Raw genomic sequence first — 12390 nt, 5'->3', positions numbered from 1 at the left:
CTTGCCGGCGAAGAGGCCCTAGAGTCTTGCACACGGCTTGCGGACGCTTTCGCTGGCAAGCGGAACGCCGCCCGGCCAGCTCCTACGATGGCGATGGCGATCTCCTACGGTGGGGGCGGTGCTGGAGGGCTTCAGGGGTTTTCCAGGTCGTGCCCCAAGGACTGGATAAACAGCGAGAACAGCTCCGGCTGGCTGGAAATATCCAGCTTGGCGTAGAGGTGGCGGCGGTGCACCTTGACCGTGTCCGGTGAGATCTTCAGGCGTTCGGCCATGGCCTTGGAGGAAAACCCGCGAAGAATCAGCCGGGCAATCTCCAGTTCGCGTTCCGAGAGCACGGCGCTGCCGAAATGGCTCAGGGCGTCGCGGATCTGGCTGGCCATTTCCGCGGCCACCGGCACCTGGGGGCGGGCCTGGCTGTGCTGCCAATGCTGCTGCATCAGCGGCAGCACCCAGACGGCGAAGGTGGTGAGCTGGCCGATCTGTTCGCTGTCGAACAGCCGCTGGCTGCCCAGCGACAGCGACAGGGTGCCGCTCTCGGGCAGTTGCAGGATGAACTGCACTTCGTCTTCCAGCACGTTGTCGTGGAAATAGCTGAGAAAGTACTCGCTCTGGCGGAAGTGGTCCGGGGCCACTTCCTCCAGGCGGTACAGGCCGCTGGGGTAGCCCTCGCGGCAGGCCTGGAAGAACGGGTCCAGCAGGTACAGGCCATTGAGGTAGGTAAGCATCGACGCCGGCTTGCTGCTGGGCTCGGCGTCATATTCCTCCAGGGCCCGGGGCGGGCCATCCAGCGGGTAGAAGATCGCCAGGGCATTGTCGAAGGGCGTGGCCTGGTGCAGCAGCAGGATCAGCTGTTTCCACAGGCGTGGGTTGCCGATCAGAGAGAGGGTGCGCCCGAGGCCGGCATGCAGGCCGACTTCCCTGAACAGGTTGGTCAAAGGTGGTGCTCCATTGCGGCATATAAAGGGTCGTGGCAGGGTTTCGTCGATTTGCCCGCTCAGGTCAAGAGGGGTACTCCAATAGGGGAATTGGTGGGCCCCGCCTGACTGCCTAGAGTAGCTCCCATCCAGTGCGCCCCAGAGCGCATCCGCCCGATGGATTTCGTTTCTGCCTCAGACCAACAATAAACACGAGGATAACGATATGAGCTCTTCCTCCGCGCCCGACGGCGCGCTGAAACCCACCTTGAGTGTGTTCGATGTGGTGGCCATCACCGTTTCCGGGGTGACACCCGCCAGTTCGGTGTTCGTGATCGCGCCCTTTGCCATCCATCAGGCCGGCAGCGGGGTATTCCTGGCCTTTGTCCTGGCCGGCCTGCTGGCGCTGATGTTCGCCTTTTGCTATGCCGAGCTGGGCCGCGCCCATAACAGCGCCGGGGGCGAATACGTCTATGCCAAGCGGGTGTTCGGCGGCATGGCCGGCTACGCCACCTTCCTCACCGTGCTGGTGATGCTGCTGTTCATTCCGCCGGTGCTGGCCACGGGCGCGGCGACCTACCTGAACAATGCCCTGGGCACCCAGTACGACTCGCAGACTGTGGCCCTGGCGATTGTCACCTGCAGCTACCTGCTGGGCATCCTCAATATCAAGCTCAATGCCTGGATCACCGGCACCTGCCTGTTGCTGGAAGTGGCGGCCCTGCTGGTGATCGTCTGGCTGGGGTTTGGTAATGCCACGCAGCCGCTGAGCATTCTGCTGCAACCGCAGATCGTCGATCACGGTGTGTTGCAACTGGCGCCCTGGGCCCTGGTGATCGGTGCGGTGGGCATCGGCCTGTTTTCCTATAACGGCTACGGGCCGGCGGTGCTGCTGGCCGAGGACATGAAATGCGGTGGCCGCGGCGTGCACAAGGCGGTGCTCTGGTCCCTGGTGCTGGTGGTGATCATCGAACTGGTGCCGCTGACTGCACTGCTGATCGGCGCGCCGTCCTTGAGCGAAATGCTCGCCAGCCCCGACCCCATCGGCTACCTGCTGACCAGCCATGGCAACCCGACCCTGGCCCGGGTGGTCAGCGCCGGGATCTTTCTCTCGGTGTTCAACGCGATTGTCGCCATCGTCATCCAGATCGGCCGGGTGGTGTTCAGCAGCGGCCGCGATGCGCTCTGGACCCCGAGCATCAACCGCCTGTTCACCCGGATCCACCCACGCTGGGATTCGCCCTGGCTGGCCACCTTGTTCCTGGCCATCCCCTCGGCGGTGCTCAGCTTCAGCTCGAACCTGGCGGACCTGACGTCCTTCAGCGTGCTGCTGATCATGCTGGTGTACCTGGTGGTGGCCCTCAGTGCGCTGATGAGCCGGGTACTGCTGCGTGATCGCGAGCATCCCTATCGCATGCCGCTGTGGCCCTTTCCGGCGCTGCTGGCGGTGCTGGGGGCGGGTTATCTGCTGGTGAATCTGTTCCTCGAGGCCTCGCTCAAGGACATCATGATCATTCTCGGGCTGCTGGCCTTGTCGGTGATCCTCTATGGCACCAATGGCCGGTTCAGCCCGGCGTTTCAGAAACTCTAAGGAGAAATTATGCGAGCACGTCAATTGGGCATCCGCCTGGGCCTGGGCACCCCCGGCCCGTTCAATGCAATCACCGATGTGCCCGGGGTGCGGGTTGGGCACAGCACCCTGAACACCCGGGTCGAGGGCAAGCAGGTGCGTACCGGGGTCACCCTGGTGCAGCCCCGGGCCGGGCATGCGCGGCTGCAACCCTGTTTCGCCGGCTGCCATGTGCTCAACGGCAATGGCGACGCCACGGGCCTGGAGTGGATTCGCGAGGCCGGCATCCTGGCCACGCCACTGGCGATTACCAACACCCACAGCGTGGGGGTGGTGCGCGACAGCCTGATCGCCCTGGAGCGCGAGGCCCTGGCAGACTCGGCGGTGTACTGGTGCATGCCGGTGGTGATGGAAACCTACGACGGCCTGCTCAACGATATCTGGGGCCAGCATGTGGGCCCGCAGCAGGTACGCGAGGCGCTGCTAGCAGCCGAGTCCGGGCCGGTGGCCGAAGGCGCGGTGGGTGGCGGCACCGGGATGATCTGCCACGAATTCAAGGGCGGCATCGGCACCGCCTCGCGGCGCCTGACGGCGGAGCAGGGTGGTTACACCGTGGGGGCTCTGGTCCAGGCCAATCATGGCAAGCGCGAGGAGTTGCGGGTCGATGGCTATCCGGTGGGGCGCCAGCTGCGCGGCATTGTCTCGCTCTTCGCCGAGCGTGGTACTCCGGGCATGGGGTCGATCGTGGTGATCCTGGCCACCGATGCACCGCTGCTGCCCCATCAATGCCAGCGCCTGGCCCAGCGAGCGTCCATCGGTATTGCCCGTACCGGTGGCGGCACCGAGGATTCCAGTGGCGATATCTTCCTGGCTTTTGCCACGGGAAACAGGGACTTGCCGACGGCGGACTACGGGCGCAAGGACCTGGCCCTGACCACGCCCCTGGCGATGCTCAACAACGATCATATTTCGCCGCTGTTCAGCGCCGCCGCCGAAGCGGTGGAAGAGGCAATCATCAACGCTATGTTGGCGGCCGAGCCAGTGACCTGCGACGACGGCACGCAAGTCCCTGCCCTGACGGCAAAAGTATTGCTCGAGGCATTGGAACTAACTGGTTGGAACATAAGTTGATGGACTAAGAAGTGCGACACAGTTGGCATAAGCGCTTATATGGATATTTAATAATTAAATTGTAGATTGTCGGACAATGACCGCTACGGGAGCAGCAAATAAAGATTATTTCGACTGCGCGGTCATTATTTGCTGGAGTTTGCCGGAACAGTGAAATTTGACGCCAAAAAAAGTAGTGGACGTCAGATTTCAAATTGTGTCAGGTTGCTTGCGCCTCTTAGGGCGAGTGATAGGACGATCTCGCCAGGGATTGTCGCTATCGGACAAAAACTGTTCCATTGATTACAAGGAAGTGTGTTTATGTCGAAAATAAAAATGAACGCTATTGACGCTGCCGAACAACAACTGGTGCCCTTGGCGGCAGCAAGTTCTGCATATAACCAGATCAATAGCTTCAGTCACCAATACGACCGTGGCGGCAATCTCACGGTCAACGGCAAGCCTTCGTACTCGGTCGATCAGGCCGCTACCCAACTGCTGCGTGACGGTGCTTCCTACAAGGACCTGAACGGTAACGGCAAGATCGACCTGACCTATACCTTCCTGACCTCGGCCTCCTCGAGCACCATGTACAAGCATGGCATCTCCGGGTTTAGCCAGTTCAGCGCCCAACAGAAAGCCCAGGCCGTGCTGGCCATGCAATCCTGGGCCGATGTGGCCAATGTGGTGTTTACCGAAAAGGCTTCGGGCGGTGATGGTCACATGACCTTCGGCAACTACAGTGGGGGCCAGGACGGCGCAGCAGCGTTCGCCTACCTGCCGGGCACTGGCGCCGGTTATGACGGTACCTCCTGGTACCTGATCAACAGCAGCTACACCCAGAACAAGAACCCCGACCTGAACAACTATGGCCGTCAGACCCTGACCCATGAGATCGGTCATACCCTGGGCCTGGCTCACCCTGGCGACTACAACGCCGGCGAAGGCAACCCAACCTACAAGGACGCCACCTACGGCCAGGACACCCGTGGCTACAGCGTCATGAGCTACTGGAGTGAAAGCAATACCAGCCAGAACTTCAGCAAGGGCGGGGTCGAAGCCTATTCGTCCGGCCCGCTGATGGATGATATCGCCGCTATCCAGAAACTCTACGGGGCCAACTACAGCACCCGTGCCGGTGACACCACCTACGGTTTCAACTCCAACACCGGGCGCGATTTCTACAGCGCCAGTTCCGCCGCCGACAAGCTGGTGTTTTCGGTGTGGGACGGTGGCGGCAACGACACCCTGGACTTCTCCGGCTTCACCCAGAACCAGAAGATCAACCTCAATGCCGGCACCTTCTCCGATGTAGGCGGCATGGTGGGTAACGTCTCCATCGCCCAGGGCGTGACCGTGGAGAACGCCATTGGCGGTTCGGGCAACGACCTGCTGATCGGCAACAATGCGGCCAACGAGCTCAAGGGCGGTGCCGGCAACGACATCATCTACGGCGGCGGCGGTGCCGATAAGCTCTGGGGCGGTTCCGGCTCGGACACCTTCGTGTTCGGCGCCAGCACCGATTCCAAGCCGGGTGCGGCCGATCAGATCATGGATTTTGCCAGTGGCCTGGACAAGATCGACCTGACCGGAATCACCAAGGGTGCGGGCCTGCACTTCGTCAACGCCTTCACCGGCGCGGCGGGTGATGCCATTCTCACCACCTCCGGTGGCGTCAGCACCCTGTCGGTAGACTTCTCCGGGCATGGCGTGGCGGACTTCCTGGTCACCACCGTCGGCCAGGCAGCCGTCAGCGACATCGTGGCCTGAGTGCAGTAGGCGCAAGGCGGCGCTCGCGCCGCCTTGCGCTCTTGCATTGGCCCCGAGCTTGAGCGAGTCTTGCCCGCCCACGGAGCACCCTATGAATCGACATACCCCCAGTTGCACGGCGGCTCGCTGGCTGCTGGCAACCCTGATGATCTTTTACGGAGCAACAAGCATGGCCAGCAGCTTGCGTTTGGCGGACCCCTCGGAACTGGTTGGACACTGGCAGCTGCAGCAGGCCGCCGAGCCGCGCCAGAGCTGTGCCCTGGACCTGTTGCAGAATGCCGTCCTGGGTGCTGGCGCCGACTGCCTGTCGACCTGGATCGGCGAAGCGGCACTGGGCTGGTTTCCCGAGCCCGACGGCATCGCCATTACCGGACGCGAAGGGTCGAAAGTGATCTTCTTCAGCCGGCAGCAGGAAGGGCTGTACGAGGCCCGGCTGAAAAACGACGCGCTGATTGTTTTGCAGCGGGGCACTAATTAGAGGTTGACGATCTTCGTCTAATAGATGTCGGCCATTATATTGCCACTTGCTTGAATGACGGGAATGCCTTCGGGCTGCTGTTGAGTACAGCTGCCTGATTTGTCTGTGTCTGCAGGATTTACAACTAACAAGAGTGCCTTGTAAGTTATGTACTACATTGGTTGTTCGCAATTGGATGCGAAAAAACAGTTCAGGGAAATGGTTAAGAAATGGTGAATAACAATAAGCCTGCTCCACTGTTCAAGGCATTGGGCGAATATAAGGGCATCTTGATCAGCGTTGGCTGTTTCACTGCATTGATCAATTTGTTGATGCTGGTGCCCTCCATTTATATGTTGCAGGTCTACGACCGCGTGCTGTCTTCGCAGAATGAAACCACCCTGGTGATGCTGTCGCTGATGGTGGTGGGTTTCTTCCTGTTTATCGGCCTGCTGGAAGTGCTGCGCAGCTTTATCGTGATCCGTATCGGCAGCCAGCTGGAACGGCGCTTCAACCTGCGGGTGTATCAGGCGGCCTTCGAGCGCAACCTGGCCCGAGGTGAGGGTTACGCCGGGCAATCCCTGGGCGACCTGACGCAGATCCGCCAGTTCCTCACCGGGCCTGCGCTGTTCGCCTTTTTCGATGCGCCCTGGTTTCCCATCTACCTGTTGGTGATTTTCCTGTTCAACGTGTGGCTGGGGGTGTTCGCCACCGTGGGCGCGGTGCTGCTGATCGCCCTGGCGTACCTCAACGAAGCCATGACCAAGAAGCCCCTGGCCGAGGCCGGCGGCTATTCGCAGAAATCCACCCAACTGGCCACCAGCCATTTGCACAACGCCGAGACCATCCAGGCCATGGGCATGCTCGGCGCCTTGCGCAAGCGCTGGTTCGGTGTGCACTCGCGCTTCCTCGGCCAGCAGAACCAGGCCAGCGACACGGGCGCGGTAATCAGTTCCCTGAGCAAGACCTTGCGCCTGTGCCTGCAATCCTTGGTGCTGGGGCTAGGGGCCTTGCTGGTGATCAAGGGCGATATGACCGCCGGCATGATGATCGCCGGGTCGATCCTGATGGGCCGGGTGCTGAGCCCCATCGACCAGTTGATTGCCGTGTGGAAGCAGTGGAGTTCGGCCAAGCTGGCCTACGGCCGCCTGGATGCGCTGCTGCGGGAGTTCCCGCCCAGCGACACCGCCATGTCCCTGCCGGCGCCTAAGGGCCATGTGAGTTTCGAGGCGGTCAGCGCCGGGCCGCCCGGGCGCCGCATGGCGACCCTGCAACAGGTGAGTTTCAGCATCAATGCCGGTGAAGTGCTGGGGGTACTGGGTGCCTCGGGTTCCGGCAAGTCGACCCTGGCCCGGGTGCTGGTGGGCGTGTGGCCGACCCTGGGCGGCACGGTGCGCCTGGACGGCGCCGATATCCATCGTTGGAACCGCGAGGAACTGGGCCCCTATATCGGTTACCTGCCCCAGGACATCGAGTTGTTCACCGGCAGCGTCGCCGAGAATATCGCGCGCTTTCGCCAGGCCGACCCCGAGCGGGTGGTCCAGGCCGCGCAAATGGCCGGGGTGCACGAATTGATCCTGCGCCTGCCCCAGGGCTACGACACCCTGCTGGGCGATGACGGCAGCGGCCTGTCCGGCGGGCAGAAGCAGCGGGTGGCCCTGGCCCGGGCGCTGTATGGCGATCCGCGCCTGGTGGTGCTCGACGAACCCAATTCCAACCTCGATACCGTGGGCGAAAGCGCCCTGGCCGCGGCCATTGCCCAGCTCAAGGCGCGGGGTACCAGCGTGGTGCTGGTGACCCATCGCTCGTCGGTGCTGGCCCTGGCCGACAAGCTGCTGGTGCTCAACGAGGGCCGCTTGCAGGCCTTCGGCCCCAGCCAGGAGGTGCTCAAGGCCTTGGCCGGTGGCCAGCAAAGCCAGGCCCAGGAAGCGCCCAAGCCTGCGGCAGTGGCACCCGGCGGCCTCAGCATGAGCCGTCAATATCAGGCCCCGACACGGAATTCAGGCGCATGAGCAAGCACAACGACATGATGATCGAAGAGGATTACGCGCCGGAGCGGGTCGAACGTGACGCCGGTTTTTTTGCCCGCATGGGCTGGTTCCTGGCCCTGGCGGGGGCGGGCAGTTTCTTTCTCTGGGCGGCCTTGGCCCCTTTGGACCAGGGGATTCCGGTGCAGGGCACGGTGGTGGTGTCCGGCAAGCGCAAGGCGGTGCAGTCGATGAGCAGTGGGGTGGTCAGCCGCATCCTGGTGCGTGAGGGTGAAAGCGTGAAGCAGGGCCAGCCGCTGTTTCGCCTGGACCAGACCCAGGTCGCTGCCGATGTGCAGTCGCTGCAGGCCCAGTACCGCATGGCCATGGCCAGCCTGGCGCGCTGGCGCAGTGAACGCGACAACCTCAAGCAGGTGGATTTCCCGCCCGCCCTGAGCAGCAGCGACGACCCGCGCCTGGCCCTGGTGCTGGAAGGCCAGCGCCAGCTGTTCAGCAGCCGTCGCGAGGCGTTCTCCCGGGAGCAGGCGGGTATCCGCGCCAATATCGAAGGCGCCACCGCGCAACTGGCGGGCATGCGCCGGGCCCGTACCGACCTGGACAACCAAGCCCAATCCCTGCGCCAGCAACTGAGCAACCTGCAACCCCTGGCGGATAACGGCTATATCCCGCGCAACCGCTTGCTGGAGTACCAGCGCCAGCTGTCCCAGGTGCAGCAGGAGCTGGCGCAGAACACCGGCGAAAGCGGGCGGGTCGAGCAGGGCATTCTCGAGTCCCGGCTCAAGTTGCAGCAGCACGGCGAGGAGTACCAGAAAGAAGTACGCAGCCAACTGGCCGAGGCCCAGCTCAAGACCCAGACCCTGGAGCAGCAACTGACCTCTGCCGGTTTCGACTTGCAGCACAGCGAGATCATCGCCACCGCCGACGGCATTGCGGTCAACCTCGGGGTGCACACCGAAGGCGCGGTGGTGCGCCAGGGCGAGACCCTGCTGGAAATCGTGCCCCAGGGCACTCACCTGGAGGTGGAAGGGCGGTTGCCGGTGAACCTGATCGACAAGGTCGGCACCCACTTGCCGGTGGACATCCTGTTCACTGCCTTCAATCAGAACCGCACGCCGCGGGTGCCGGGGGAGGTCAGCCTGATTTCCGCCGACCAGATGCTCGACGAGAAAACCGGCATGCCCTACTACGTGCTGCGCAGCAGCGTCAGCGACCAGGCCATGGACAAACTCAACGGCCTGGTGATCAAGCCCGGCATGCCAGCGGAAATGTTCGTGCGTACCGGCGAACGCTCGCTGCTCAATTACCTGTTCAAGCCCCTGCTCGACCGGGCTGGCTCCGCACTGACCGAAGAATAAGGATGTCGCGTCGTATGAGTAAGCTTTCCATTCTCGCGGCGGCCGTGGCGCTACTGGTTTGCCAGGGCGCCCAGGCCATGGGCCCGTTCCAGATCTACGAGCAGGCGGTACGCAACGACCCGGTGTTTCTCGGCGCCATCAAGGAGCGCGATGCGGGCCTTGAGAACCGCGTCATCGGCCGCGCCGGGCTGCTGCCCAGGGTCGGCTACAGCTACAACAAGGGCCACAACAACTCCAAGGTCACCTACCTCGACACCGTGCGCGGCACAGTGACCGAAAAGCGCAACTACGACAGCTACGGGTCGTCCCTGACCGTGCAGCAGCCGCTGCTCGACTACGAGGCCTACGCCAACTACCGCAAGGGCGTGGCCCAGGCGCTGTTTGCCGACGAGACTTTTCGCAGCAAGAGCCAGGAGCTGCTGGTACGGGTGCTCAGCTACTACACCAAGGCGCTGTTCGCCCAGGACCAGATCGACATCGCCCAGGCCAAGAAAAAGGCCTTCGAGCAGCAGTTCCAGCAGAACCAGCACCTGTTCCAGCAGGGCGAGGGCACCCGCACCGATATACTCGAGGCCGAGTCGCGCTATGAACTGGCCACCGCCGAGGAAATCGCCGCCCGCGACGAGCAGGATGCCGCCCTGCGGGAGCTGGGGGCACTGATTGGCGTGGCGAATATCGATGTGCGCGACCTCGACCCCCTGCATCAGGATTTCCAGTCCTTCAGCCTGACCCCGGCCAACTACGACACCTGGCACGAGATGGCCCTGAGCAACAACCCGCTGCTGGCCTCCCAGCGCCAGCGGGTGGAAGTGGCGCGCTTCGATGTGGAACGCAATCGCGCCGGGCACCTGCCCAAGCTCAGCGCCTACGCCACCATGCGCAAGAACGAGTCGGAAAGCGGCAACACCTACAACCAGCGCTACGACACCAACACCATCGGCATCGAAGTCAGCGTGCCGCTGTACGCCGGTGGCGGGGTGTCGGCCTCCACGCGCCAGGCCAGCCGCAACATGGAGCAGGCCGAATACGACCTGGAAGGCAAGACCCGGGAAACCCTGATTGAACTGCGCCGGCAATTCAGTGCCTGTCTTTCTGGGGTGAGCAAGTTGCGCGCCTACCAGAAGGCCCTGACCTCGGCCGAGGCCCTGGTGGTGTCCACCAAGCAGAGCATTCTCGGTGGCGAGCGGGTCAACCTGGATGCATTGAACGCCGAGCAGCAGCTCTACACCACCCGGCGCGACCTGGCCCAGGCCCGTTATGACTACCTGATGGCCTGGACCAAGTTGCACTACTACGCCGGCACCCTGCGGGAAGAGGACCTGGCCAGGGTCGACGAAGCCTTTGGCCAGCGCGCGGCGCCCTAGGCCGCAGTGCGACCCTGGGGCAGCGGGACAATAAAAGAGGAATGAGCATGAGTATCTTCGACTACAAGACCGCCCTTGGCGGTGATGGCAAGGCCCTCTACAGCGAGGCCATCACCCTGGCCCTGTACGCCTCGACCCCCACCGGCGAGCCCTTGCCGGGTACTGCCTGGCGACCGCTGAGCGCCTCCCAGCTGGGCTACCAGGGCCATGTCAGCGCCCAGGGCACGATTTCCGGCGAGCAGGCCAGCGTCAGCGATGCCCAGGTGGAGATCCTGGGCAAGTACGACGCGGCCGGGCAGTTGTTGTCCATCGGCATCAGCTTTCGCGGTACCGACAGCCTCAAGGATGGAATCAACGACTTGCAGGCGGCCTTCGTCCCGGGTTTCGCCGACAACTACAGCCGCCTGGCCTTCGACAACCTGCTGGGCAAGGTGGCGGCCTTCGCCGCGGCCCAGGGCTTGAGCGGCAGCGATGTGCTGGTGACCGGGCACAGCCTCGGCGGCCTGGCAGTCAATAGCCTGGCAGCCATGAGTGGCGAGCACTGGGGAGGTTTCTTCAAGGACGCCAGCTACGTGGCCTTCGCCTCGCCGACCCAGAGCGCCGACAGCCAGCAGGTGCTGAATATCGGCTATGAGAACGACCCGGTGTTCCGGGTGCTGGACGGCACTCATTTCAACGCCTCGTCCCTGGGTACCCACGACCAGCCCCAGGCCTCGGCGACCAACAACATTGTGAGTTTCAACGATCACTATTCGTCGTTCCTCGGCAAGCTGATTCCCCAGAGCATTCTCAACCCGCAGTCCTGGTCGGCGCACAGCGCAGTGGATTACGCCGCGGGCCTCAATCGCCTGATCGGCTCGGACTTCTACGACCTCACCAGTCGCGACTCCACCGTGGTCGTCTCCAATCTGTCCGAGGCCAAGCGCGACCAGGTATGGGTCAAGGACCTCAACCTGTACGCGGAAAAGCACACTGGCAGCACCTTGATCATCGGCACCCAGGGCAACGACTTGCTGCACGGCGGCAAGGGCAACGACTACCTGGATGGTGGGGCCGGCGACGACCGTTTCCGCGATGACGGCGGCTACAACATCATCCATGGCGGGCAGGGGCACAACGTGCTGGAGCTGCAGCAGCCGTTGAAGAACTTCTCCATCGCCAATGATGGCGACGGCACCCTGTATATCCGCGATGCCTACGGCGGCATCAGCATGACCCGGGACATTGGCGCCCTGGTCAGCCACGAGGCCGGCAGCTGGTGGCAACTGCTGGGCAAGGACGTGAGCTACAGCGTGACCGACAGCGGCCTGTACAACGGTAACCAATGGACCGCCTACAACCACTCCCTCAATGGTGACGCCTATGGCAATGCGCTGGTGGCCAGTGTCGATGGCGACTGGCTGTTCGGCCACGCTGGCGACGACCTGCTGAGCAGCGACAAGGCCAACGTGACCTTTGTCGGCGGTGCCGGCAACGATGTGCTGCAGTCCAGCGGCGGGGGCAGCAACACTTTCCTGTTCAGCGGCCACTTCGGTTTCGACCTGATCCAGGGTTACCAGCAGAGCGACAAGCTGGTGTTCATGGGCATACCCGGGGTTGACGCCCACTACGACTACAGCCAGCACCTGTCGCAGAACGGCGCCGACACCCTGCTCAAGGTGGGGGATTACTCGGTGACCCTGGTGGGGATCGGCATGGAGGGCTTGAACGGCTCCGGCATCGTCTTCGCCTGAGCCAGGCACAGGCGGGCAGGTCGTTGCGACCTGCCCGCAACCCCGGCTGCCGGGTATCAGCCGCCTGAACCTGGGGGCTGGCGGCAAGCAAGGGATCGCCCCCGGATGGGCGATCCGACTTCAACAAGA

The 12390-nt window shown here is 63.1% G+C and carries 9 protein-coding genes; 8 read left to right on the top strand and 1 reads right to left on the bottom strand.

Features of this window, described 5'->3' with window-relative positions; genetic code table 11:
• Positions 1-131 precede the first annotated feature (131 nt).
• Positions 132-935: a response regulator transcription factor gene (locus J4P02_RS01950; RefSeq protein WP_426187225.1), complete on the bottom strand. Its 804-nt coding sequence runs from the start codon at positions 933-935 to the stop codon at positions 132-134.
• A gap of 205 nt (positions 936-1140) precedes the next feature.
• On the opposite strand from J4P02_RS01950, the gene J4P02_RS01945 reads away from it, so the two are divergent.
• The 8 genes from J4P02_RS01945 to J4P02_RS01910 all read left to right on the top strand — a co-directional run bounded on the left by J4P02_RS01945 (position 1141) and on the right by J4P02_RS01910 (position 12261).
• On the top strand, positions 1141-2505 hold the full coding sequence (locus J4P02_RS01945; RefSeq protein WP_426187223.1) for an APC family permease: 1365 nt from the start codon (positions 1141-1143) through the stop codon (positions 2503-2505).
• Positions 2506-2514: 9 nt separating this feature from the next.
• Positions 2515-3615 (top strand): P1 family peptidase, encoded by a 1101-nt coding sequence (locus J4P02_RS01940; RefSeq protein WP_426187221.1) that lies wholly within the window; start codon positions 2515-2517, stop codon positions 3613-3615.
• Positions 3616-3915: 300 nt separating this feature from the next.
• Entirely contained in the window at positions 3916-5364 is a 1449-nt protein-coding gene (locus tag J4P02_RS01935) for a serralysin family metalloprotease (RefSeq protein WP_426187219.1), read from the top strand.
• Between the two features lie 91 nt (positions 5365-5455).
• A complete protein-coding gene (locus J4P02_RS01930; RefSeq protein ID WP_426187217.1) occupies positions 5456-5842 on the top strand; it encodes an AprI/Inh family metalloprotease inhibitor in 387 nt (128 codons plus the stop codon).
• Positions 5843-6051: 209 nt separating this feature from the next.
• Positions 6052-7833 (top strand): type I secretion system permease/ATPase, encoded by a 1782-nt coding sequence (locus J4P02_RS01925; RefSeq protein ID WP_426187215.1) that lies wholly within the window; start codon positions 6052-6054, stop codon positions 7831-7833.
• A complete protein-coding gene (locus tag J4P02_RS01920) occupies positions 7830-9164 on the top strand; it encodes an HlyD family type I secretion periplasmic adaptor subunit (RefSeq protein WP_426187213.1) in 1335 nt (444 codons plus the stop codon). The genes J4P02_RS01925 and J4P02_RS01920 overlap by 4 nt, the downstream gene beginning before the upstream one ends.
• 14 nt (positions 9165-9178) lie before the next feature.
• On the top strand, positions 9179-10528 hold the full coding sequence (locus J4P02_RS01915) for a TolC family outer membrane protein (RefSeq protein ID WP_426187211.1): 1350 nt from the start codon (positions 9179-9181) through the stop codon (positions 10526-10528).
• A 47-nt stretch (positions 10529-10575) separates the two neighbouring features.
• Positions 10576-12261: a polyurethane esterase gene (locus J4P02_RS01910; protein WP_426187210.1), complete on the top strand. Its 1686-nt coding sequence runs from the start codon at positions 10576-10578 to the stop codon at positions 12259-12261.
• The last annotated feature ends 129 nt before the right edge of the window (positions 12262-12390 follow it).

The sequence above is a fragment of the Pseudomonas sp. NFXW11 genome (assembly GCF_049887815.1).
Classification (GTDB): domain Bacteria; phylum Pseudomonadota; class Gammaproteobacteria; order Pseudomonadales; family Pseudomonadaceae; genus Aquipseudomonas.
Note: the sequence above shows the minus strand (reverse complement) of the source record. Positions and strands in the feature narration are given on the sequence as shown.